General features: G+C 46.7%; 22 protein-coding genes and 2 tRNA genes (1 of these 24 only partly in view). 7 read left to right on the forward strand and 17 right to left on the reverse strand.

What is annotated here, in order from left to right:
- Both B4H10_RS11145 and B4H10_RS11150 read right to left on the reverse strand, forming a co-directional pair.
- Positions 1 to 44: transfer RNA gene (locus B4H10_RS11145), tRNA-Ala, on the reverse strand; it reaches 105 nt to the left of the window's first position.
- Between the two features lie 81 nt (positions 45 to 125).
- Complete coding sequence (locus B4H10_RS11150; RefSeq protein WP_292018862.1) at positions 126 to 1,691, reverse strand: tetratricopeptide repeat protein; 1,566 nt, start codon at positions 1,689 to 1,691, stop codon at positions 126 to 128.
- Between the two features lie 161 nt (positions 1,692 to 1,852).
- On the opposite strand from B4H10_RS11150, the gene B4H10_RS11155 reads away from it, so the two are divergent.
- The 4 genes from B4H10_RS11155 (at position 1,853) to B4H10_RS11170 (ending at position 4,743) form a co-directional block, all read left to right on the forward strand.
- Positions 1,853 to 1,929, forward strand: a tRNA-Val gene (locus tag B4H10_RS11155).
- 183 nt (positions 1,930 to 2,112) lie between these two features.
- Positions 2,113 to 2,283, forward strand: a complete 171-nt coding sequence (locus B4H10_RS11160) for a hypothetical protein (protein ID WP_154662685.1) — start codon at positions 2,113 to 2,115, stop codon at positions 2,281 to 2,283.
- A gap of 142 nt (positions 2,284 to 2,425) precedes the next feature.
- A complete protein-coding gene (locus B4H10_RS11165) occupies positions 2,426 to 3,328 on the forward strand; it encodes a mechanosensitive ion channel family protein (RefSeq protein ID WP_059075631.1) in 903 nt (300 codons plus the stop codon).
- Between the two features lie 20 nt (positions 3,329 to 3,348).
- On the forward strand, positions 3,349 to 4,743 hold the full coding sequence (locus B4H10_RS11170) for an SGNH/GDSL hydrolase family protein (protein WP_083237063.1): 1,395 nt from the start codon (positions 3,349 to 3,351) through the stop codon (positions 4,741 to 4,743).
- An 83-nt stretch (positions 4,744 to 4,826) separates the two neighbouring features.
- Here the strand turns inward: B4H10_RS11170 and B4H10_RS11175 are convergent, their stop codons facing one another.
- From B4H10_RS11175 to B4H10_RS11195, 5 genes are read right to left on the reverse strand one after another with little or no spacing between them, the layout of a single operon-like run.
- A complete protein-coding gene (locus B4H10_RS11175; RefSeq protein ID WP_292018863.1) occupies positions 4,827 to 5,330 on the reverse strand; it encodes a hypothetical protein in 504 nt (167 codons plus the stop codon).
- Positions 5,331 to 5,348: 18 nt separating this feature from the next.
- The gene (locus B4H10_RS11180) at positions 5,349 to 6,962 is read right to left on the reverse strand and encodes an AAA family ATPase (protein ID WP_292018864.1); all 1,614 of its coding nucleotides are present in this window, start codon (positions 6,960 to 6,962) and stop codon (positions 5,349 to 5,351) included.
- 5 nt (positions 6,963 to 6,967) lie between these two features.
- Positions 6,968 to 7,405, reverse strand: a complete 438-nt coding sequence (locus B4H10_RS11185; protein WP_292018865.1) for a hypothetical protein — start codon at positions 7,403 to 7,405, stop codon at positions 6,968 to 6,970.
- Complete coding sequence (locus B4H10_RS11190; RefSeq protein ID WP_292018866.1) at positions 7,402 to 7,617, reverse strand: hypothetical protein; 216 nt, start codon at positions 7,615 to 7,617, stop codon at positions 7,402 to 7,404. Before B4H10_RS11190 ends, B4H10_RS11185 begins: the two co-directional genes overlap by 4 nt.
- 12 nt (positions 7,618 to 7,629) lie before the next feature.
- Positions 7,630 to 9,219: a hypothetical protein gene (locus B4H10_RS11195; protein WP_292018868.1), complete on the reverse strand. Its 1,590-nt coding sequence runs from the start codon at positions 9,217 to 9,219 to the stop codon at positions 7,630 to 7,632.
- Between the two features lie 234 nt (positions 9,220 to 9,453).
- Here B4H10_RS11195 and B4H10_RS11200 point away from each other — a divergent pair, with 234 nt between their 5' ends.
- Positions 9,454 to 10,734 (forward strand): nucleobase:cation symporter-2 family protein, encoded by a 1,281-nt coding sequence (locus tag B4H10_RS11200; RefSeq protein ID WP_414674018.1) that lies wholly within the window; start codon positions 9,454 to 9,456, stop codon positions 10,732 to 10,734.
- Between the two features lie 94 nt (positions 10,735 to 10,828).
- Here B4H10_RS11200 and B4H10_RS11205 read toward each other — a convergent pair whose 3' ends face one another.
- Positions 10,829 to 11,989, reverse strand: coding sequence for a pyridoxal phosphate-dependent aminotransferase (locus B4H10_RS11205; protein ID WP_075581556.1), 1,161 nt, complete (start codon positions 11,987 to 11,989; stop codon positions 10,829 to 10,831).
- Between the two features lie 143 nt (positions 11,990 to 12,132).
- A complete protein-coding gene (locus B4H10_RS11210) occupies positions 12,133 to 13,596 on the reverse strand; it encodes an alanine/glycine:cation symporter family protein (protein ID WP_292018870.1) in 1,464 nt (487 codons plus the stop codon).
- 500 nt (positions 13,597 to 14,096) lie between these two features.
- On the opposite strand from B4H10_RS11210, the gene B4H10_RS11215 reads away from it, so the two are divergent.
- Both B4H10_RS11215 and B4H10_RS11220 read left to right on the forward strand, forming a co-directional pair.
- Entirely contained in the window at positions 14,097 to 15,002 is a 906-nt protein-coding gene (locus tag B4H10_RS11215; RefSeq protein ID WP_292018871.1) for a LysR family transcriptional regulator, read from the forward strand.
- 280 nt (positions 15,003 to 15,282) lie between these two features.
- Positions 15,283 to 16,644: an ATP-binding protein gene (locus tag B4H10_RS11220; RefSeq protein WP_059075620.1), complete on the forward strand. Its 1,362-nt coding sequence runs from the start codon at positions 15,283 to 15,285 to the stop codon at positions 16,642 to 16,644.
- Here the strand turns inward: B4H10_RS11220 and B4H10_RS11575 are convergent.
- The 8 genes from B4H10_RS11575 to B4H10_RS11255 form a co-directional block, all read right to left on the reverse strand.
- Positions 16,612 to 16,692, reverse strand: coding sequence for a hypothetical protein (locus tag B4H10_RS11575; protein ID WP_113856329.1), 81 nt, complete (start codon positions 16,690 to 16,692; stop codon positions 16,612 to 16,614). The genes B4H10_RS11220 and B4H10_RS11575 overlap by 33 nt on opposite strands.
- Positions 16,693 to 16,718: 26 nt before the next feature.
- Positions 16,719 to 16,946 (reverse strand): SDR family NAD(P)-dependent oxidoreductase, encoded by a 228-nt coding sequence (locus tag B4H10_RS11225; RefSeq protein ID WP_292016935.1) that lies wholly within the window; start codon positions 16,944 to 16,946, stop codon positions 16,719 to 16,721.
- A 104-nt stretch (positions 16,947 to 17,050) separates the two neighbouring features.
- Positions 17,051 to 18,166: an acetamidase/formamidase family protein gene (locus B4H10_RS11230; protein WP_292016936.1), complete on the reverse strand. Its 1,116-nt coding sequence runs from the start codon at positions 18,164 to 18,166 to the stop codon at positions 17,051 to 17,053.
- Positions 18,167 to 18,174: 8 nt separating this feature from the next.
- Positions 18,175 to 18,339: a hypothetical protein gene (locus B4H10_RS11235; RefSeq protein WP_292016937.1), complete on the reverse strand. Its 165-nt coding sequence runs from the start codon at positions 18,337 to 18,339 to the stop codon at positions 18,175 to 18,177.
- Between the two features lie 182 nt (positions 18,340 to 18,521).
- Positions 18,522 to 19,715, reverse strand: coding sequence for a pyridoxal phosphate-dependent aminotransferase (locus tag B4H10_RS11240; RefSeq protein ID WP_292016938.1), 1,194 nt, complete (start codon positions 19,713 to 19,715; stop codon positions 18,522 to 18,524).
- Positions 19,716 to 19,738: 23 nt separating this feature from the next.
- A complete protein-coding gene (locus tag B4H10_RS11245; RefSeq protein WP_292016939.1) occupies positions 19,739 to 21,187 on the reverse strand; it encodes a sodium:solute symporter family protein in 1,449 nt (482 codons plus the stop codon).
- Positions 21,188 to 21,232: 45 nt separating this feature from the next.
- Positions 21,233 to 22,087, reverse strand: a complete 855-nt coding sequence (locus tag B4H10_RS11250; protein ID WP_292016940.1) for a CoA-transferase subunit beta — start codon at positions 22,085 to 22,087, stop codon at positions 21,233 to 21,235.
- The gene (locus B4H10_RS11255; protein WP_059075614.1) at positions 22,088 to 23,218 is read right to left on the reverse strand and encodes a CoA transferase subunit A; all 1,131 of its coding nucleotides are present in this window, start codon (positions 23,216 to 23,218) and stop codon (positions 22,088 to 22,090) included.
- Between the last annotated feature and the right edge of the window lie 133 nt (positions 23,219 to 23,351).

Below are 23,351 nucleotides of genomic sequence, written 5' to 3' on the forward strand. Positions count from 1 at the left end.
TCTTGAATGCCATTCAAGCGCTCTCCCAGCTGAGCTATACCCCCATGTCGTGACTACAAGGGAGATTATAGCATTTACTGATTTTCTTGTCAAGGCAAATTTTGAATCCGCCGGGAACTTCCCGTTCAGTCTTTCCAGTCTTCTGACAGGGTCGGAAGAGAAATAGGCTCATTCATTCCGCGTCCGTTTCTTTTTTCTATCTTCATACCTAATTCCTGCCGTATCTGGTCCCGGAGGTCGTTCCAATTGGCCCAGTACTGGCGCTTTTCTCCTTCCAGAGCCTTGGTAATATCGGCCAAGGCTGTCCTGTTTTTATGGCTTTTCCACTCACACCAGGCCTTCTGGGCATAGAGCTGGCTGCGGAAGGCCTGTTCCAGGGAACCTTGTCTCTCCGTATCCAGACACTGTAATGCTTTTCCCAAATACCCCGCTGCGTCTTCATATCGTCCAGCCTGGATAAGCAGCAGGGCATAGTCCGTATTCCCTCTTGCCGGATTCGTATCCTTGGCCAGCCAGGACGCATAGCGGGCCAGCCCTTCTTGTACTTTTCCACCATAGATAGAAAGCCAGCTGGCGTAATAGGCTTGTTCCCGGGCCGGGATATACGTCCGGTCGGCTTGTTCCAGCCAGTGAGCCGCTTCCAGAGGCCGCCCCTGATTATATTCCAGCAAGGCCAGATTCCAGCAGAGCCCCGCATCATGAGGCGACAGCAAAACGGCTTTTTTTAATTCATCCCGAGCTTTTCGTTCATTTCCCTGCAGGAGCCAATTATACGCCCGCAGCGCATGAAGATGGGCATTATCCGGTTTCAATCGCAACGCTTCCTCGCAGGCAGCAGCTGCCCGTACATAGTCCTGCTGTTGGTCCGCCCAGGCGGCTTCCATGACTGGGCGATACAGCACCGGATCTTGTGCTGCCTGATTGGCCGCTCCATAGGTCAGGTCTTTCAATATACCATCCCGCCACACGGTGGCAACCTGCACCATTTTCGGCCAGGCTTCAGGCAGATGCAGTTCTTTATGCATTTCCTGCCGTTGAATTCTTTCTGTCAGAAGGTGTTCCTGCCGTTCCCCTGCATCCGCCGGAAGGGGCGTAGTCATGACTTCTTTCAGCATATGTTCCAATACCTGGTTTCCCATTCCCCAGGTATTCATGGCATACCGGACATAGCCGTCGCGATCGATAAAAATCAATTGCTCCATCCGGCCCAGTTTGCTATATGAGGCCTGGTCGGTATAGAGTTTGGGTAAAGAAATATCCCAGTCCCGCAGTTCCTGAAAACGGGACTGATTGGGCGTGGCCGGAAAAACGATGTAGAAATCAGCCCGCCCTTTGTATTTCTTCTGCATTTCCTGCACAAATTGCAATTTCTTATCCAGCTGGATGCTGTGAGGAATGGGCTGGGCCATATACAATAATGCAGCCCGATGATTCTGTCCGATATTCGACACCGTCTTTTGTGTTCCCATATCATACAGCGCCACAGACGGTATCCGGTCTCCCGGTCGGACGCCACTTTCCATCGCTTTTCCAGACTGCCAGTGTACTGTCCCAGATGAACTCATACCGATACGTTGTCTGGCAGCTGGTGCCGCTGTCTGCGTTCCCGCCTCCGTGGCAGCACACAGGCTTCCCACATACAGCGCCAATGTCACCGTCAGTATCGTCATTCTGATTGACCATTTCCCCACGTTTCTCATCTCCCCTGAATCATACAGATACTATTTTATATGATATTCAGAGTATACCATAATCACTTAAACTATGGCTATATGTTATTCGTATCCCTTATTTTTTTCACAGTGAGACTTGAAAAATCATGGTAAACGATTATAATATAACTATGTTTCACGGGATTATAGCTCAGCTGGTTAGAGCGCTACGCTCACATCGTAGAGGTCGAGGGTTCGAGTCCCCCTAATCCCACCATAAGAATAAATATGCAGCTTCTGTCAAAAGGCAGGAGCTGTTTTTTTGTCGCTCTGCAGCCGGGCAAGATCATGCACAAAAGCTATGTAAATTATAGCCATATTATATTTTATTTTCATGAAAAAGTATTGTACAATACAATCACTCAAAGGGTTATTGTATTTATAAAGGAGCTAATTCATCATGAAAAGCGTAAAAGTCTGTGTTATTGCCTGCATCATTGCCGTTGCCGCTGTCGCTGGTACTGCTTTTGCCAACTATGGCAATGCTACAAATGAAAATTTCAGCAGCCAGGTCGTATATAACTACACTGCCTATGGCAAAATGATTACAGAAGCTGCATTGAATAGATAAGAAACACTTTTGTGAGTAAAGGGACGCCAATTCAGGATTACTGATGGCGTCCCTTTTTCGTGCTCATCTGTACAAGGAAGCATAAAACGTCTACAATAAGGATATCTGCCATATTTCTTCATGACAGGAAGGAGCGTTTATCATGAGTTTAGCCGCAAATACCGCTGATACGGCCCAGACTGCAGCCTCTGCCGTAAAGGCAGATGTGCAGAACCAGGTCACCCAGAGTGTCTCCGCTCTGGATCAGTTAAAAGAATTTTTATTGAACCACGGTCCCGATGTCATCTATGCCATCATCATCTTTATTATTGGCCGCTATATCGCCAAAGGATTCAAAAACGTAGCCATCCGTATGATGACCCATGCCAATTACGATCATACGGTCATTACCTTTGTCAGCCAGATGATTTATTATGCCATCATGGCTCTGGTCATCCTTTCGGCTCTCAATAAAGCGGGAATCCCGACCAATTCGTTTTTAGCTGCATTTGGTGCCTTCGGTCTCGCCGTTGGTCTGGCCTTGCAGAATAATCTGTCCAATTTTGCTTCTGGCCTGCTCATCCTGATTTTCAAGCCGTTCAAAGCCGGTGACTGGGTATCGATTGGCGGCGTCGAAGGCAGTATCAAAGGAATCCAGATGCTAAATACGGCCGTTATCACGAAAGACAACAAAACCGTATTCATTCCCAATTCTATCATCACCTCCAATCAGGTCATCAATAGTTCCTATCAGGATGAACGGTATATTTCTTTCTTGTTCGACATCGGCTACGACAATGATCACCATAAAGCGATCGCTATCCTGAAAGACATTTTCCAATCAGACAAGCGGATTCTGAACGCCGATACGATGGAAATCGGCATCAAGGAATTTGCTGACAATTCCGTGCGTATCGCCGCGTATCCTAAAGTAGCCAATGCCGATTATCTGCCCGTATTCTATGATACCATGTCCCGTGTCAAAGACGCCTTTGATGCCGGTGGCATCGATATTCCCTTCCCACAGCGCGTCGTCTATGTGCGGGAAGAAAAGAAAGAAAATTAGTATATAAAAAGAGGTATATTATGTCTGTATTCCGCACAGTATCTGTCTTTATCCTGATTGCCCTTTCCTGTACCCCGGCACTGGCCCGTACGCCGGCAACTCCCGTGAATGCATCCCATGCCACGCGGACCGCAGTCCATGCCAAAGCGGCTGCATCCGAGCTTCCCATGGTTCAGGGCATTCCCCTTGACCAGGTCCGGGAATTGTATGATCAGGAGCCGCCCCATATTCTGTCTCATTACACGGAAGAACAACCGGCTTCCCTGCGGCCAGTCCTGCGTTGGGACAAAGTAAAAGGAGCCGTATCCTATGAAGTAGAAATCACGCCGCCTCAGATGCCTTCTCAGACGATACGTCATATTTTCGTTCCCGGATATAATGCCGTTCTCCCGGCCAATACGCAAAAAGGGACGGCAACCTGGCGCGTCCGTGCCCTTGATTTCGACTACAATCCTATCACAGCCTATTCACCGGAAGAACCGATGTACGTAGACCCGCAGCAGCAGCCTGCGCTCTACCCTCATCCGCTCAGCAAATTTAACACGGGGAATGGTGCAACACTGCTTTATCCAGTATACAACTGGGTTCCCGTGACCGGGGCCGCATCCTATAAAGTAGAAATTCTCACATCCCCCGACGTAATGCCGGATCAGGATGCACCGGACAATCTGGTTATGGGCCGCGGCACATCTCATTGGTTCGACTGGTATGACGACAGCCCCCGTATGTCCACCCAGACTTTGTACTGGCGCGTCCGTGCTTACACCAAAGACAACCAGCCTCTGGGCGTATTCTGCCCACCCCAGCCAATGATGATTAATCCGGATAAACCGTATATTATAGGCACGCTGGGTGACAGCATTACCCACGGCGGCGGAGACCTGTCCTATTCACCATCAGACTGGGAATTCAGTTATCAGCATTACCTCGATTTTGATACCATTAACCTGGGAGAAAGCGGCGATACCAGTGAGATGACACGGGAACGCTTTGAAAAGGATGTCCTTCCCTTTCATCTGAAATACCTGATCATTATGACCGGCAGCAACAGTCTTCGCGGCTGGACCAGTGCCGACGATGTCATCAGCGACCTGGCTGCTATTAAAGAGAAATGCCTCGACCACGACATTCAGCCCATTTTCCTCACGCTGCCACCTATCAATCCGGCCAATATCAAAAAAGCCTTTGACGAACCGACAGCGGAAGACTGGCGGGAACGTTTTCAGAAGGTCAATGCATGGATACGCCAGCAGACCCATATTGATCTGTCTGCCAAAATCCCGGAAGACCAGGAATTACCGACTGCACTGGGTATCGATGGCATCCATCTGAACAGTACGGGCAAACAGCTCATGGCCGAAGCCATCAATGAACAATGGGCTTCGGTGACAGGAGAAACTCAAGAAACTCGATAAAAACAACGAACCGGCTTTTTTCTATACATATCATGTACGGAAAAAAGCCGGTTTGTCATGCAATATCCACGGAATAATCAGAGTTATGCCTCATCCATGATGACGGCCACCGAACCATCTTCGCTTATGGCACGGCAGGCATTTTCATAGACTTCGACGAATGCATAATTACCGTGCAGGGCCAGTCCTCTGGCCTTTTCCATATATTCCGGCAGCGATTCGCCCCGCTTGTAATGTTCGATGATGTCCCCCGTTAAATCCAGCGTATGGACTTCATAGGGATCACCCAGGTAACACCGGGATACGATGCCAATCAGCGTGCCCCGGATGGCGATTTCCGGAAATTCCTCTTCTATGATTTTCATAAATTTATCGAGCAATTCCGGGCTGAGATGAGCGCCTCCGGCATCGAGCCGGCGCAGTGCTTCACAGTATTCCCGTGAGCGTGGCCTGCGCAGCAGGAGAGCCAGTTTTCCCGTATCCATCTGCATTTTTCCCCGCTGGCGGCGCGGTACCACCGAAAGCCGCGTATGGTTTTCGGTTTTCGTATCGGCCTGCGTCCGGGGACGCAAAATAAAACGTGCCATTCCTATCATCTCCTTACGTTAGTGGCGTGTCAGGACGCGCCGTACATGGAGACGGTCCGCCTGTGGCAGTGTTTCTTCTCCGATTGGACGGCCAGAAGCCGGAACGGCCCGTTCTCTGCCCCAATCGCGGATAGCTTCGATTTTCTCCGGACTGGTTTTCGACAGGGGAACGACATTTTCAAAGGTCGAAATCACATCGTCATCGCTCAGTTTCCCGTTTTCATCAGCCAGGCGGTGATAGGCCAGTTCCCGGACAGTAGATTCCAGATCAGCACCGGTAAAGCCGTCACTCAGTTCCACCAGCTTATCGGCAAATTCCGGAACAGCAGCCAGCCGGGCATGGAGATATCTATCAAAATAGAGCGCCAGGATTTCCCTGCGCTCTTCCGCTGTCGGCAAATCGACAAAAAAGAGTTCATCAAACCGGCCGCGGCGCAGCAATTCGCTGGGAAGCATGGAAACATCATTGGCCGTAGCTACGACAAAGACCTGTTTTTTACATTCCTGCAGCCAGAACAAAAACTGCCCCACCATGCGGGTCGATACGCCTCCATCATTGGACGAGCCGGCGCCGGAAAGGCCTTTTTCGATTTCGTCGATCCAGAGGATACATGGCGACACATTTTCCGCCGTCGTGAGCGCATCTTTCAGCTGCTGTTCCGACTGACCCACATAGCTGCCCTGGACGGTAGCGAAATCGAGGCGGTACAAAGGTAACTGCCAATTTGCTGAAATAGACTTGGCCGACATAGATTTGCCGCAGCCGGGTACCCCGACGAGGAGAATGCCCCGTGGCGGCTGCAGATGAAGCTGGCGCATCTGTTCCCGTTTTTCCGGCCGCAGCAGCTCTTTCTTTTCATCGAGCCAGTTGCGCAGGCCCTGAAGACCTCCGACGTTTTTCATATCAGGATCGACATCAATTTTTTCCAGGCCGGAAATATTGGAAAACAGGCGGTTTTTGGCAGACCGCACTTCGGCCATGTCTTCATTGCGGATTTCTCCATTGGCGACGAGAGCGGCCATGACATTTTCTGCTTCAATCTGGGTGACGCCAGCCAGCGTTGCCGCCGCGTCACGCATTTCCTCTTCGCCCCATTCGATAGGCATTTCCTGACGGTAATCGTCGATGAACCGCTTGATGATGTCATACATTTCGTCTTCTCCGGGAAGATCCAGACTGACGATGAGGCCATGGCGCTGCAGTGTATTCCAGACGGGCTTATTAGTCAGGACAATCAGACAGGTACCGTGTTCGACCGCCAGATTGACTACATCGAGAAGGCGCTGGGCGTCGGATGTATCACTGCTGATATCCGAAACTTCTGTCAGTACCAGCGTCTGATTGTCCCGGTGCTGGGTCCGCATCATATCGGCCGCGAAATCAAGCGCTGACACAAAAGACACCGCACCTTCATCGACCGCATCACCGGTGCGGATATCGTAAATGCCACGGGAAAAGGTATGGACGAAGAAACTTCCCTCTTCTATCATCGTATCCTTTACCATCTCTTCGGCAATATCCCGCAACAGCCCCAGTATACGGCTGCGTTCAATCGTATTGACAACAATCAGGGGAATACGGGCAATGAGGTACCGTTTCAATTGCTTTTTACATTCACTTTTATTGCTCATTTCGTTTATCTGCTCCCTTTATTCCGGCGCCGCAAAAGTACGTCCAGTTCACCACTCGGGTCCTGCCGGGCCGACTCTTCAAGGGCGTCGTCCATATTCTGGCGTGTTTTCTGCAATTCGTCCTGCAGCATCTGCTTTTCTTTTTCGGGCAGACACCGCATCTGACTGGCCTGAAACAGCAAATCGAGATCCCGGTCCAGTTGTTTCAAAGCCTGTTCTATAGGAATTCCATCGTCCTGGGCCTTACGGAAACGTTCTCCTATATAGTCAAACCGGGCGTTAAAGGCTGCCATGAGGCGGCTGGCAAACCGGCCGGCAACAATATCACACCAATGGAGCCGTCCCTGCTGCATGGCCGGTATGGTTTCCTCATCATTCCGGCCGGCTGCAAATTCCTTCAGAACAGGGATCCATTCTGCATAAATACCTGGTACCCTGCTCATTCCCGATACCTCCGTACGACACCGCGGGGAGGGAGAAGATCCCAGTCCGGAAGTCCAGTGATACACTGGGAATGTACCGTTTTATCCCCTGCCGGCCTGCTCTGCGCCGGTTCAGCTAATTCCGATGCCGGCTGTGGTGTCTCTTCCTGCGGGCGCCTGATCTGTATATGCCTGCGCCCAGACGGACGCTTTATATCTTGTCCTGTTTCCATGAATAGTACCTCCTATATGCGGATCCGCCGCGCACTTTCCTGATTGCGGCGAACATAGTCCGATGCCGAAAGTCCATCGAGAAATGCATGCAAATCCTGCTGCCGTTCCATGCCTTTTGTATAGTAATCGTAGAAATCAGCCGTTTCGGCCATGCAGCGGCAGATGCAGTTTTCTTCTTCCCAGGCGTATTGTTTGAATTGTTTCTCCAGTTTCCGCCGTATGCCAAAGGTAGCATAGTATACTTTAAAGGACAGCCCTGCCAGAATCAGTACGCAGGCGGTAATGAAGATATACTGATGGCTGGCATAGGCAGCCGTGATGGCGTTCATCAAAAAGGCCGTAATCCCTGCCAGGATTGCCGTCACAATCAGGCCTCCTATCGGACCGGCAAAGGCCATGCAGAGCAGGGCCACACCTGCCAGCAGCATAAAGGGATGATTATCCAAGACCCAGCCGCCACCATAGTACAGAAGTGCCCCGCCGCCGATGATGCAGAACAGCATGGCGACCACAGTCCATCCCGGCCGGTGCTTGCTAAGTTCTTCCTTCTGCCAGGCATCAATAATGGTATGCAGGGCCGAGAGATGATCCCGTTCATTTCTCCCATCTATGGAATAGAATGTCAGTTTATCCACATGGCCCTCATAGGACAGATTAGAAAAAAATTCAAAGGAATCGGGGAGTTTCTGGACCGTTTCCCCCTGCGCATCGTCAGCGGCGCTGCGGATCCAGTCTTTCGATGACGCTATCGCATACTGCCGCAGGGATATGACTGCCTTTTCTCCGTCATCGAGGCACCAGTCCGTAAGCCAGGAAATATACGGCTTATATACAGACGGCTGTTCTTCTTCAGAACGGTCGGCTTCAATGAATCGTTCCAATAAAACACTCTTGGCCTGTTCCTTTGCTACGGACGCTTCATCATCGTCCATGAGTTTCTGCAGGTCATCCAGCGCCTTCCCAGGCAGATGCGCTCCTTGCAGCAATTCTTCTACACTGGCCTTGGGAGCCTTTTTCAACAGTTTAAACTGTTCGTCTTCATTCAGAGTAACGGAACTGCGCTCCTTATCAAACCAGTCATGCCAGGTCTGGATCTGCTGCTGTATCAGCCGGGCATCCTGGCATTGCTCACTTTTCCAGTCATTCAACCTGCCTTCTACATGGCGAGATCCGGACATGTTCATCAGCCCGTCGGTATACGCTTCCATACAGTACTGGAAATGCTCTGCCAGCGATGAACCATCCTGCTGTCCCAGATACCGTGCCAGCCAGACATCTGCCGCATGGTCCCGTTCTTCCCGCAGGGAAAGGAGGAAAAAGAACAACGATGTCTTCTGGTCATCGGCCTGCAGTGCCCGTCGCAGAGCCTGCTGTGCTTTCACCCGGTCATCGGCAAGCCAGCAGATAAGTGCTGCCAATCCATATGCCATCCAGTAATCATCTGCCGAAACGAGCAGTTCTTCTGCTTTCTTTTGCAGCGTTTCTTTCGTTAGCAGCCCTGTATCCATATTTTTCAGTATACCCTGGGTCATTACCCGGACATCACGTCTGGACAATAATGCCGTCCGCGATGCGTACTCTGATTGTCCATATGCAGTCACACCTACGCGCCCCCTGAACTATGATATAACTATGTTATATTATACAAGATGTTCTTCTGCAAAAAAAGTGCCTTTCTCCCATTCGGTCTGCAATTTTCCCTGCCATTTCTATTCTTCATACTACAAAGGTGTCAAAATATGCTATAATGCTTATTATTCATTTTTAATTATTCCCATAGAGGTGAAACCATGGACTCTCACTCCACTTCTGCAACCATTCATCCTGTAGATGAAATGCTGCCATACGGCAAGCTCTTTGCGTTCGGCCTCCAACACGTCCTGGCCATGTATTCCGGAGCAGTTGCCGTACCGATTATCCTGGCACAGGCCATGCACCTGCCGCCGGAACAACTGATTCATCTGATCAACGCCGACCTTTTTACCTGCGGCATCGCCACCATTATCCAGACGCTGGGCTTCTGGAAAGTAGGTGCACGTATTCCCATGATTCAGGGTGTTACCTTCGCTGCCGTCACACCGATGTGCCTCATCGGTGTCCAGCACGGTCTGCCCGTCATGTATGGTGCCATCATCGCCGCCGGTCTGGTGACTTTTCTCATCGCTCCGTTTTTCAGCCGCTTCATCCGCTTTTTCCCGCCCGTCGTGACCGGTACAATCATCATGATCATCGGGATCACCCTCCTGCCCGTATCCGTCATCTGGATTGGTGGCGGCGGCAATACCAGTGACCCCGCCTTTGCCGGTCCTATGAACCTGTTTCTTGCCTTTATCACCCTGGCTATTGTCATCGTACTCTACCGCTATGGCAAGGGATTTGTCAGTAATATTGCCGTTCTTCTCGGTCTGATTGGCGGTACGATCATCGCTACTGTTCTGGGGCAGACGAATTTTGCCGAAGTCGGCCGCGCCAGCTGGGTCGGTATCGTCACTCCTTTTTCTTTCGGTTTCCCTGCCTTTGATATTGGCTCGATTTTATCGATGATTGTCGTCATGTTCGTCACCATGGTCGAAACAACCGGGGACTGCATTGCTATCGGGGAAATCGTCGATAAACCTATTGGCCGCAAAGATTTGGCCCGTTGTCTCCGCGCCGATGGCCTGTCTACGGTAATCGGAGGTATCTTCAACAGCTTCCCCTATACAGCGTTTGCCCAGAACGTCGGCCTTATCGCCCTGACCCGTGTCAAAAGCCGTTTTGTCGTCACCGCTTCCGGCATCATCCTCATCGGTCTTGGCCTGCTTCCCAAAATGGCCGCCATCGTCGCCTGTATCCCCAACTCCGTACTGGGCGGTGCCGGTATTGCCATGTTCGGCATGATCATCGCCAGCGGCGTCCGTTCCTTATCGAAAGTAAAATTTGAAGGCACTTCCAACCTGATGCTCGTCGCCATCAGCATCGGTGTCAGCATGATTACCCTTACCGTTCCCAATTTCTTCCACTCCTTCCCTTCCTGGTCCCAGATTGTTCTGCACAGTGGCATCACACTGGGCAGCATCACCGCCGTCGTCCTCAATATCATCTTTAACGGTATAGGTAAACAAGAGGAATCGTAATCTGCTTTTCGTTTCTCACAAAAGGAGCATTCTCTGACAGCTCGTTCTTCAGAGAATGCTCCTTTATGTCTATCCGTATACTGCGTGTCCCCTCTTACAGCGATTTAATAAATTCCCGGATTCGTTTTAGTCCTTCCCGGATATTGGCTTCACTCGTTGCGTAAGACAGGCGGATGAATCCTTCGCCATTGCTGCCAAATCCCGTTCCCGGAACGGTGACAACGTGTTTTTCATCAAGCAGCCGGTTGCTGAATTCTTCTGATGAAAGGCCGGTACCGGTAATATTGGGGAACATATAGAAAGCGCCTTTTGGTTCCCGGCAGGTAATCTTGCCGTGCATCATCGTATTCAGCCCTTCGAGCATCAACTGCCGCCGTGCCCGGTACTGTTCCAGCATATCCGCTACAGGCTGCTGACTTCCCGTGAGCGCTGCCAGAGCGGCCCGCTGCACCGGTTCGAAGACGCTGGATACGGCATTTTCCTGCATCTTTATCATGCCTTTGATGATTTCTTCATTAGCTACGGCAAACCCGATGCGCCACCCCGTCATGGCATAGGCTTTGGAGAAGCCATCGACGATGATGGTCCGTTCTTTCATGCCCGGGATTTCTGCTATGGATACGAATTCTTCGTCCGTATAGATAAGGCGGCGGTACATTTCATCGGTAATGACATACAGGTCATACTGTATCGCCAGCTGTGCAATAGCTTCCAAGTTTTCCCTTGTCGCCAGTCCACCTGTCGGGTTGGAAGGGAAGTTCATGAGGATAGCCTTTGTCTTCGGTGTAATCGCCTTTTTGATATCATCGGGATCAAACATGAAATCATTTTTTTCATATACATCGACCAACACAGGCTTGGCATACATTTCCGATACAAATCCGTTGTAATTTGCCCAGTAGGGATTGGATATGATGACTTCATCTCCCGGATCCAGAAGCGTCAGAACCGACAAAAGCAATGCTTCACAGCCGCCAACCGTAACAATGACATTATCCCGGCTGTACGCCATCCCCCGTGGCCCGTACGATGCCGCAATGGCATCGCGCAGTTCAGGAATCCCCGCATTGGGTGTATAAAAGGTCCGGCCGTCCTGTAAAGCCCGGACTCCCGCCTCAATGATGTGTTCCGGTGTGATAAAATCTGGTTCTCCAAAAGCAAAACTGATGACATTGTCGAGTCCGTAGGACTTACCAACCATGCGGCGGATTGCAGAGCCTTCCACACTGGAAATACGTTTGGCTAATGGTTTCATACAAATTCCCCCTGACACATAAATATATATTTTAAATTTTAATGATATGCATTAAATTCGCTCTATATTTTCCTGATTTTTGGTCAAATATAACGAGCACCGCGAAAACAGCTGTGCTCGTTAAAAATGTTAAGTTATGAATGTTATTTATGTTCTGCTTCTTTTTCTGCAGCCAGAGTGACTTCATCGCGCCAGATGCCCAGGCGTGCCACGCAGTCGGCAGCCGATGCATCCCATTTTCCATCTTGGAGGCGCTGTTTGTAATCATCCACCAGAATCTTGACTTTGCCACTCAGGAGGAATACGACAATGAGGTTGCAGATGACACACGTACCATAGAAGAAGTCAAAGGTAGACCACAGGGTCTTTGCTGCGCCGATAGCTCCGACGACGGCCCAGGCACAACCGATGGCATAGTAAATCTTAATCCAGACGCCTTCCAGCCCCAGTGAATTGAGGCAGATGCCGCCGTAATAAATATTGACAACACAGGTCGTAAAAGCAAAGAAGGTAATAATAACCGAAATAAATACAGCCCCGACGGCTACACTGCCAAAGGCAGAGGAAAAACCGGCTGTCGTAAGGGCAGCACCGGAAATACCCGTATTCCACAGGCCCGATGTCATGACGACCATAGCCGTCATGGTGCAGACGACGATGGTGTCAAAGAACACTTCAAAAATTCCCCACAGGCCCTGTTTGACCGGATGGTTGACCGATGCCGACGAGTGAGCCAAAGGCGCCGTACCTGTACCGGCTTCGTTGGAATAAATACCACGGGCCAGGCCCCAGCGGACGGCCAGCATGACCGTACTGCCAGCAAAGCCGCCGGTTGCAGCCGTACCGGTGAAAGCATCTTCAAAAATCATGGCAAAGGCCGCTGGAATCATGCTGGCATTGGTAATCATGACGAAGATAGCGCCGATGATGTAGATGACAGCCATGAAGGGAACGACGAGATTGGCAAAGTTAGCTATACTCTTGAGACCACCCAGGAGTACGGCCGCCATGAGAATTGCAACAGTAATGCCGACGACATAGGGATTAATGGCAAAAGCCGTATTGACAGCATTAGAGATTTCTGCCGCCTGGATAGACGGGGCAAACATCATGCCCGCAGCCATGACAACCGCCCAGAGGACGGACAGCCAACGCCAATTTTTCCCGAGGGCATTCTTGACATACCAGGGAAAACCACCATGCCAGACCCCGCTTACAGGGTCTTTTTCACGATAAGCCAGTCCCAACGTAACTTCCGAGAACTTGACGATGAGGCCCAGCATGGCGATGAACCACATCCAGAAGACGGCACCAGGACCGCCCGTTGCGATAGCGACGGAAACGCCGGCGATATTACCGACACCCAGTGTCGATGCCAGAGCCGTACAGGCCGCCTTAAACGGCTTGATATTGCCGTCACCAGAACCTTTGTCAAAGATTTTGCCAAAGGTATTCTTCATGACATGCCCAAAATACGTAAACTGAAAGAATCCCAGCCGGACCGACATAAAAACAGCCACAAAAGACGTGCCGATGAGCAGCGGCCAGCCCCAGACAAAGTCGGCATAAGCCATCATACCTTTTGCAATCAAACCAAAAAATTCCATACGCATTACACCCCCACAAAATATATAACTTCCCTCTGAAATAATATAAGGATAATATCAATGAGAGCATTATGATGGGGAAGTCAGAAACCATCCTGCTCTTTACATCCCTATCCATCATACCGAATCTATATTTGTTTTCCGAATGAATATCTGTCTATATTGTACAGACTGTACAGCCTGTTGTAAAATTCAAAATTCCGAAAAAAATATTATTAAAACTAGATATTCAGCTGTATCTTAAAAATATTAGGCATAAAATAACAAACTATCTCTATCTTTTTTAATAAAAATAGAATATATTAAGGAAAATCATATTTTGAATCACGTATTATTTTTCGAATTGTATTTTTTATATATAATTTTTCATTTTTTCTATCCATTGTTCCATAAAATTTATAGAATAGTTTAAACATTTTTAGTTCAGATGATTTGTCAGTATACTTGCAGACGATTATAATAGTGGCGTACATTTTCCGTATCATGGGGGGACTGTCATCATGACGAATCTGGAAATTGAAACGTTTCTGACTATTTGCTGGCACAAAAGTATTTCTAAGGCGGCTGAAGCACTGTATATCAGTCAGTCTTCTCTGAGTACGCGCCTGAAAAAGCTGGAACAAGAAATCGGATGTCAACTCGTCGCCCGACGCAACGGGGCCCGTTCATTGGAACTGACTCCGGAAGGAGCGAAATTTTACGAATATGCCTGTCAGTACCGGGAACTGACCCGGCAGATGCTGGCCGTATCTCATAGCAAAGGGCCAGAACAGTTGCGTATTTCCGTCGTCAACAGTATCGGGGCGTTCCTGTTCCCTCCCGTTTACGGGCAATTTCTCCGTCAGTATCCCCAGTACCGGCTGGAAATACAGGAGGCCGATAATGTACCGGCCCTTGCCAACAAAAAAATGAACAGCGGCCTGGTAGACCTCATGTTTCACAGCGACATCCAGCCATCAGAAACGCTGCATATCTTTCCCGTCTTTAGTGAACCCATGGTGCTGATCTGCTCGACCGATTCGCCGTACCCCGAACTAGTAAACAGGGAAGAGCTCCTCATAGACAGGGAAATTTTCACAAAATGGAGCGACACCCAGTACGAATGGCACCAGAATATGTTCGGCCAGGATATCCGGCCGCTCGTCCATTTAGAAATCATGAGCAACTTCCGGATTTTCACATCCCAGCCCAATTGCTGGGCCATCGTCCCCCTGAGCGTTGCCGAAGGAATTGCCGACAACGCTTCCATCAAAATATGCCGGACTGAATTCAAAATACCCAAGCGTGTCACCTACTGTGTCGCTACCCAGGCAGCCCGGACCATGCCGAGTACCCAGGCCTTTCTGGCCTGTCTCCATGAAGAATTGGAAAAAAAGCCGCCCTATCAGCTGGATATCTTGTATTGATTTGTAACCGGTCTATGCTTCGGTGAATACCTTATTGATATTCAAAATAAAAACACGCAGCAAAAACAGGCTCTATGCCCGTCTGTTTTGCTGCGTGTTTTTTTCATTTCCTCATGAAATGTGTGCGCTACCCTTAATATTCGCTCATGAAATGTGTACTCCTTACCAAATATTCGCTCATAAAATGTGTGAAATCGTCTGATATTCGCTCATGTTTTGTTGCAGCCATTGCAGAATATCGGTATAATATACAGTAGGAATACAGGAAGGAGGCCGGTTTATGTTATATTTAGAACGTAAAATTGACACCTTTTTAATACATTGGAAGGAAACCAAAAACAAAAGCCCTCTTATTGTCAAGGGAGCCCGACAAGTAGGAAAAACAGAATCCATCCTTCGATTTGCCCGCCAACAATACGCCAGCGTTATTTATATCAATTTCGTAGAAGAACCAAAATATAAAACCATAACGGAAAATGGCTATAGCGCAAAAGAAATCATCAAAATGATTTCCCTTTTGGACCCATCCAAACGATTTATTCCCGGCAATACGGTCATCATTTTTGATGAATTACAGGAATTTCCAGACATTGCAACTTCCTTAAAATTTTTTAAGATAGATAACAGATTCGACGTAATCTGCAGTGGCTCCATGCTGGGAATACAATACAAAAAAATTGAAAGTAACAGCGTTGGATACAAAACAGATTATGAAATGCACTCTCTGGATTTTGAAGAGTTTCTCTGGGCCCGCGGTTATGATCATTCTATCCGCACCACACTGCTCAATCACATGGTCACGCAAACCCCATTCAGTCCAGGAATCTTATCTACCTTCTTTTCTCTTTTTATGGATTTCTGCATTCTGGGCGGTATGCCAGCCGTCGTACGGGATTACATTGCAAATCAGACATTTGAAGGCTCTTTGAATACACAAAGGCAATTATTAGCCGATTATAGGGAAGATGTCCGCAAATATGCCAGTGGTGTTGATCAGACCAGAATTTTAAATGTTTTCGAACATATACCCGTCCAATTGGCCAAGGACAATAAAAAATTTCAAATCTCCAAAGTAGCTCCCAACGCCCGTTTTAAGGACTATAGAGGATGCATAGAATGGCTGCATGACGCGGGTATTATAAATATATGCTACTGTTTGTCTTTTCCAGAACTCCCACTAAAAGGTAATTATGAAAGTACAAAATACAAAATTTATATGAAGGATACCGGCCTGCTCGTGGCCATGCTGGATGAAGAAGCACAGGATGATTTAAGGGTAAATAAAAATCTGGGAGTGTATAAAGGCGCTCTATATGAAAATATCGTAGCCGAAGCTTTGGTAAAATCCGGCTACGATCTGTATTATTACAAAAAAGAGAACGCCACATTGGAAGAAGATTTCTTCGTCCGCACAAAAAACAGTCTTGTACCCGTAGAAGTAAAATCAACCAATAACAAATCAAAATCACTGCATACCCTGCTCAACAGCAGAACATATCCCGATATCCGGTTTGGCATAAAATTGATTCGCGGAAACATCGGTCATGCAGAACAAATTTTAACCTTTCCCTATTTCTGCACCTTCCTGCTCAAAGAATACTTACAAGCATCAGCTGGCAGTCCATCCACCATCGATGCATAAATCGGCACCAGTAATATAGCTGGCTTTTGATAAAGCCAGGAACAACACGGCGTCGGCAACTTTGTTTCACCGTATCAGCCACCAGATTCTTTATTTACACCCACCTTTCTGACATCACAAGCTAAGACATTGACCGTCATGCCAGCAGCCTTCAACTCATCGGCCAGCGCCTGGTATTCATCGGGATGTCGACTGACAATCACACAACGCGCTCCCGCTTCCCAAAACCTGCGTACAATCGATTCGCCAATCCCTTTGCTGACACCAGTAACCACGACAATCTTTCCAGCAAACTCACCCATCCTGTCATTCTCCCTCATGTATAATAGTAAAAAAATTTTACTATATATAATTTCGCCGGCATGAGGAAAATATCCTTTAGGGAATTGTGAAAAATATTTTTGCTCTACAAACTATACTGTTCTTTGATCATATCCCATAGCCCCAACTTTTTCAGTTTTTCTATAGGAGCTCTGAATGTAGCCGTCACGGTTCCCGGAGCCCGGCCAATTTCTAATCCGCCACTAATAGTAATGCGATTCATGACCTGAGGCACTGTCATATCAAGTAAATCTGCCGCACGTTGCATGGCACATTCAATAGCAATATTCAAATTAGCTCCTGTCCCTATAAAAGAAATAGGAGCAGCTTCTTCAAGTTTCACCCCCCATTTATCAGCCTCTTGTTGTGCCAGTATCCTTTCTGTATCGGTAAGCGGCTTAGCAAGATACGGCAAATCTTCCAACAGAGGCAGCAAGATTGGACCATCAAGAGTCAATCCTTTGATGACCGAAACCTGCAAAATCGCAATACCCGATACATCACAGGTATGACCGGCAATTTCTCCGTCTCCCTGCAATGCGTGCATATCACCTACGTAAACACCGCCACCGGGAACACGAACTGGTGCAATGAGTACAGATCCTGCCCTGACTCTGTTAATATCCATATGCCCATCGGTGACAGTTTTCAATTCTTCTTCACTTTGCGCATATTCATGAGGAGCGCCTACAAGAAATTGTCCAAAATCACGGGCATTATGAGAATCCGGAGTATTGACAGGCGGCGTCGTTCCTAATTGCCCTAAAAAAGGTCTCAATCGTGTAGCTATACCTGGCAAATCATGTGGGGCCAGTGTTACCACAGGATTCTGAATAGAATTATCTGGCGTCTGCATAAATGTACGACCAGAATGAGCTGCCGCTTCAGCTCCTTTTTGATCAAGTGTGACCCCGATTGTGTGATTATCATCGAATGCAATCGTATATCCACTGGTGAAAGCGAAAGGCGCTACAGGAGCATCACAGTTTTTGCAACGAATAGCATCCTGTCCAATTCCCTTAATGACCGTCTCCTCATATAAAGTGCCACACTGAGGACATTTCCCAGCAACAAATGGATCCCCCAGACACCTATCAGGAAAGACTTTATCATTACCTGACGCCGTACCATGCGATGTAATTTGAACCGAAACAATCTTAATCGCAATTGCATCTCCAACCTCAGCATTTTCTACTTTCACAGGTGTTGTCACTTCGTGACCCCACGGATAGCAGGGGTTAACATTGGTCCCCAACAGCCCGGTGCTGTGTTAGCAACAATATATCCTCCATCCGCTACCGGGCCTGTCATAGGAACATTTGGTCCTAAAATACCGTTTGTAAATGTGTTGACAAAAATTGTACGTTTAGCCATATTGCCACCTCCTCACAGAATATCTGTTTTTATATTGCCTATATATAATTTATTCTCCTAATCAACGCAATTTCCTTTTCAACATTTTTCCAATTCTCATATATTGCATAAAGAATATTGGCGACACGATAAATTTCTTTGTACGTGTCGCCAAATTCAAGTATAGAAAGAAAGTTTTAGGGTTATCTCTTTATTTCCTGAACAAGTTCAGAAATCCTGTGTACACCTTCGATAATATTATCTTCCGAAGTAGCATACGATATTCTGATGTAATCCACATAAGCATCACCGAATGCTTTGGCTGGAACTGTCGCTACATACTTCTCTTCCAACAATACTTTAGCAAATTCATCACCTGACAGCCCCAATTTAGAAACATTAACCAATAGGTAAAATGCTCCATCCGGTTTAGAATAAGTCAATTCAGGAATTTTAGATAGTTCCTTTACAATCAAATCACGTCTCTTAGAAAAAGTTTTAACCATCAAATCAACGGCCTGCTTTGTATTTTTACTTTCCATTGATTTACTTAATCCCACTTGTATGAATGTTGTACCACTTGTAGTCGAATATTGATGCGTGCGCATAATCACATCCGCCAGATGTTTAGGTGCAGCAATATACCCTACTCTCCATCCTGTCATTGCAAAAGTTTTAGAAAATCCACTGACTAATATAGTTCTTTCTTTCATATCGGGAAAATTAGCAATGGAATAAAATACTGAATCCCCATATACTAATTGACTATACATTTCATCCGATAAAATAAGGAAATTATTTTCTCTTGCCAATTTACAGATTGCAGCCAGTTCTTCACGTGTAAATACGACGCCACTAGGATTATTGGGATTATTAATGATTAACATCTTAGTTTTAGATGTAATCGCAGCTTGAATAGCTTCTATATCTAATCGGAAATCTTTCAATGGTACATCAACAAAATGTGCTTCGCACATATTAACTAATGATTTGTAATTTACAAACGAAGGAGTAAGCACAATCACATCATCATCAGGATCAACGAAACTTAAGATGGTATTATTTAACCCTTCTGCACCACCTGATGTCAAAATAATTTCGCTGTCCGGATCATAATCCACACCGGTTTCATTTTTAATATAATGCTGCAATGTTTTACGTAAGCCAGGATAGCCCCGATTGGAAGTATAGTGTGTAAAATTGTCTGTTAATGCCTGAATAGTAGCACTTTTTATATCTTCCGGCGTATCGAAGTCCGGTTCTCCAATACTTAAAAATATTACTGGATTTCCTTCATTCTTCAAGATAGTTGCTCTTTCTAAAACCTTACGAATTGCTGATGGATGTACATTTTTTAATCTCCGGGCTCCTATTGAAAAATCATATGCATGTTCCATAATATCCCTCCTATCCATTTGCATTAGTCTACTTTACTTTCTTCCTTACGATTATCAGCAGCCGCCTGAGCAGCCAGATAACTTTGTCGGAATGATTTGCCACTGACCATAATACCTATAATAATGAGCAACGCACTTGATCCTAACCCCAGATACAAAGGATTAATAGTTAAATGCAATACCATTTTAGAAATGATTGGCAGTAATGTACCACAACAAATAGATGCAAAAGCCCATTTAGGAGTTAGCCATCCCGGTTTAAAGACAGCAAGCGACAAAGGTACAAATACACCTGCTCCACGAAGAATCATGGAAAGGAAATTTAATTCCAAAATAGTCGCATTTAAATATAAATATGAGAAATAGGTGCCTACTACCATCGTAATAAGAATCGTGAGCCGATTCGTCAACAGTATTTTTGAATTAGATTTAACATGCATTAAATTTCCTACAAAGTCACTGGCAAATAAAGTGCCAATAGCCAGTGCCATCCCGGCAGTTGAACTGATAATTGCCAGTAAAATTCCCGCAATAGCTACACCGCCTAACCAATCAGGAAAATATCCTAAGAAAAAAGTAGGAAGTGCCTGAATAGGTATAATTTCCGGATGTGTCGCATGCATAAACATCCCAATAGCAACGATAGGCAAGCCTATAGGGATAATAATTGCTGAAGCCGTAAAAGCTCCACGCGCCGCTGTCTTTGCATCACTTGCAGAAAACAAAGCTTGAATATATGCCTGTGCCGATAATATACCTACCATCATTGAAAAGATATTTCCCAAAACTTCTGCCGTACCGCGACTAAATAAATTAAACCAAGGGTCATATGGAAACATTGCATGGAATTCATCGCTAGGCATAGATGCTAAATATTTAATAGCAATAAAACCACCTATTAGCAGAGAGCCCCATAGTAAAGCCATCTTTATCAAACCAGTTAAACTATTCCCTTTCTGACCGCTAAAAAACACAGTAGCAACGACAACAAAAACGAAAAGCACAGAAGATACTTCCGGGGTAATGCCTAATACTTGAATAAAAATCTGAATAGCTGCAATTGTCCCAGGCAATTGAGAAATGAGCATACTAAGGATTGTTGCAACACCAACCATGACCCCTGCCCATTTTCCATAATGAAGTGTGAAAAATTGTGGCAACGTTTCAAGACCTGTTCTCCGTAACGGTTTAGCATAAAACAGTCCCATCACGAAAAAAGCAAGTCCAGCACCTAACGCATACGCCCAACCAGCTAATCCTACTTGAAAAGCCATCTGTGCCGTGCCGACAGTCGCTCCTCCACCAATAATGACACCAGCAATACTACCAGCTACACGTGGCGCAGTCGCTTTTCTCCCCGATAAACTAAAACCAGCTGCAGAATTTACGCCTCTTGCAGAATACACTGCCACACCAATAGTAGCTAAAATCGTCAATGCAATCGCTGCTAAGTGCATGAATGAAACTTCCATTCAGCTCACCTCTTTCTCTACAACATTAATCTTCCTTTGCCATATTTATTTTCTCTTACTCTTCCTTCCCAGATACATACGCGAAGGATCTACTTTCATGCGGAGTATTTCCAATTCTTTTGCCGTCGGTGGAGTAAATGGTTTTGCTCTGGATATGTCTAAATCCCATCCCGTATTTTCTTTTACTTGTTCAGCCGTTACCCCTGGAAAAGTTTCACTCAGGTATAAGATTCCTGTCTCTGGATCTGAGCGCAAAATTGCCAAATCACTGATGACACAAACTTCCCCTCCACGGAAAATTCCTTTGTTAAACCGATTTTCACTGCCAGCTCCACGGATTCCACACGGACTCGTCAAATATTCAACATGTTCAGGAAAGCGCCTTTTTTCATGCACCATGGAAACAATAATTTTATCTGCCAGACTGGCAATATTATTAGCACCACCACTTCCAGTCATCCGTGCTTTCGGTCCTTTTCCCGTATCAGATACTGCCGCCGGCCAATATCCTCCTAAAGAAGTGGAATTTAAGTTGCCATACATATCACATTCTGCTGCACCTAAAATCCCAACCGTACAATATCCCCGGCAGGCAATAGTGCCAAATGCATCGGCCAGTGTCGATAATGTAGCTGCCCTATAAGACGCTCTTGGATCCGCAACAGAAACTGGCAGGTGTTCAATATCCGGGTCCACGGTTCCAGCCTCTAGAATAATCATCATATCAGGTGCTGTTGTCCGCTTGGCCAGTGATGCAGACAATAATGGCAGTCCCGTTCCAACAAATGCACATGCCCCATCCGGTAGTTCCCGTGCCGTGGCTACAGCAAGTAATTCCATAAACGTACTTTGATCCACTAGTAATTTTTTTTCTTTTAAATACTTTTCATACTCGTTCAATCATTTCACCCCCGTTCCAAAACGATCAACTTCCGGATTGTAATGGTACTGTGGATCCGTACGCAGAGACCATAATTTATCCCATCCAACTTTTTTTTCTAAGAATTCCCAATCATCTTTTGTGTCGGTTACATAATTCAGCCAATATTCCTTTACAACTTCTTTGGGCTTATGATTAACTACTTTAGTATAATTTCTAAACCATTCATAATCATAATCATAATAATTGGGCACACACGTTGGATATGCACCAAATGGTTGTTCCACAATGGCAGAAACAAATGCTCCTGGAATCTGATTATGTTCCGGATTTGTCCTGATTTCATCAGGTGAACAAATTCTTTCACATTCCACTATCAACGTGCGCCCGCACAAAGTTTGATCTATATCCGGACCAATCAATCCCTCCATCCGAACTGTTCCATCTAAAGCAACGCGCTGAACATGAATAACACATACCTCTGGCAGAATAGGCGGAACTAATGCAACCTTAACGCCTTCATTTCCCGTATATGCTGTTGACCGTTCTTTATATTTCTCATACAAATTCGTGGTATTGGGACACGAATCATCACCAGATTTAAACGTTCTCGGCCGGAGTCCCCAACCATCAAAGGGGTCATCAATTACGCAATATTTATGCGGTGGAATCCCCGGATGTTTCCATTCACCCTGCGCATTTTTTCCTCGCAATCCGGCTTTCCCGAAGACATCATATGTCATCAGATCGCTGCCCATATCAGTCATGCATGGCATAAACGGCAAGCCGTATTTACCTGCGATTGTGCGTAAGGCAAAACTCCAGTTGGAGTAGTCTTCTATCAGTTCGATTTCGCCATTCTGGATAGCCTGGCGGATTGCATACGCTACAGGCATTCCACCTTCCAAACCAATATACGTTGATTCGAGCCATTTAATCAGGCCTGCTCCTGCCAGCATTTCTTCTACATAGGTACCACCGTTCATGGTTACATACAGATCACCCACCCCCTGCCGGACAATCTCTCTGGCAATCGTGTTGGGCCTGCGCAAAAGAGTAAATCCCCCAAAGGCTATATGGGTACCTGGCTTGATATATTTTTGTACCGCCTCTTTTGCAGACATGACTTTATCTTTTAAGTCTTCTCCCATTCCGTTCACCTCGCTTAAAACGTTGTTGCAATTCTTTTATTTCATCATATGTTAAATATAAGTCTCCGTATCTTTTAGTTCTTGTATCGGACTTAATACACTTTTTTATTATTTTTTTCAAAATAAACTTTTT

It is taken from the genome of Megasphaera sp. UBA4382 (assembly GCF_002391155.1).
GTDB classification, from domain to species: domain Bacteria; phylum Bacillota; class Negativicutes; order Veillonellales; family Megasphaeraceae; genus Megasphaera; species Megasphaera hexanoica.

Excerpts from the sequence above, each read along its gene's own strand:
- B4H10_RS11160 (WP_154662685.1), top strand. The coding sequence starts at position 2,113 with ATGAAAAGCGTAAAAGTCTGTGTTATTGCCTGCATCATTGCCGTTGCC.
- B4H10_RS11165 (WP_059075631.1), top strand. The coding sequence starts at position 2,426 with ATGAGTTTAGCCGCAAATACCGCTGATACGGCCCAGACTGCAGCCTCT.
- B4H10_RS11170 (WP_083237063.1), top strand. The coding sequence starts at position 3,349 with ATGTCTGTATTCCGCACAGTATCTGTCTTTATCCTGATTGCCCTTTCC.
- B4H10_RS11175 (WP_292018863.1), bottom strand. The coding sequence starts at position 5,330 with ATGGCACGTTTTATTTTGCGTCCCCGGACGCAGGCCGATACGAAAACC.
- B4H10_RS11180 (WP_292018864.1), bottom strand. The coding sequence starts at position 6,962 with ATGAGCAATAAAAGTGAATGTAAAAAGCAATTGAAACGGTACCTCATT.
- B4H10_RS11185 (WP_292018865.1), bottom strand. The coding sequence starts at position 7,405 with ATGAGCAGGGTACCAGGTATTTATGCAGAATGGATCCCTGTTCTGAAG.
- B4H10_RS11190 (WP_292018866.1), bottom strand. The coding sequence starts at position 7,617 with ATGGAAACAGGACAAGATATAAAGCGTCCGTCTGGGCGCAGGCATATA.
- B4H10_RS11200 (WP_414674018.1), top strand. The coding sequence starts at position 9,454 with ATGCTGCCATACGGCAAGCTCTTTGCGTTCGGCCTCCAACACGTCCTG.
- B4H10_RS11205 (WP_075581556.1), bottom strand. The coding sequence starts at position 11,989 with ATGAAACCATTAGCCAAACGTATTTCCAGTGTGGAAGGCTCTGCAATC.
- B4H10_RS11210 (WP_292018870.1), bottom strand. The coding sequence starts at position 13,596 with ATGGAATTTTTTGGTTTGATTGCAAAAGGTATGATGGCTTATGCCGAC.
- B4H10_RS11215 (WP_292018871.1), top strand. The coding sequence starts at position 14,097 with ATGACGAATCTGGAAATTGAAACGTTTCTGACTATTTGCTGGCACAAA.
- B4H10_RS11220 (WP_059075620.1), top strand. The coding sequence starts at position 15,283 with ATGTTATATTTAGAACGTAAAATTGACACCTTTTTAATACATTGGAAG.
- B4H10_RS11225 (WP_292016935.1), bottom strand. The coding sequence starts at position 16,946 with ATGGGTGAGTTTGCTGGAAAGATTGTCGTGGTTACTGGTGTCAGCAAA.
- B4H10_RS11235 (WP_292016937.1), bottom strand. The coding sequence starts at position 18,339 with ATGGCTAAACGTACAATTTTTGTCAACACATTTACAAACGGTATTTTA.
- B4H10_RS11240 (WP_292016938.1), bottom strand. The coding sequence starts at position 19,715 with ATGGAACATGCATATGATTTTTCAATAGGAGCCCGGAGATTAAAAAAT.
- B4H10_RS11245 (WP_292016939.1), bottom strand. The coding sequence starts at position 21,187 with ATGGAAGTTTCATTCATGCACTTAGCAGCGATTGCATTGACGATTTTA.
- B4H10_RS11255 (WP_059075614.1), bottom strand. The coding sequence starts at position 23,218 with ATGGGAGAAGACTTAAAAGATAAAGTCATGTCTGCAAAAGAGGCGGTA.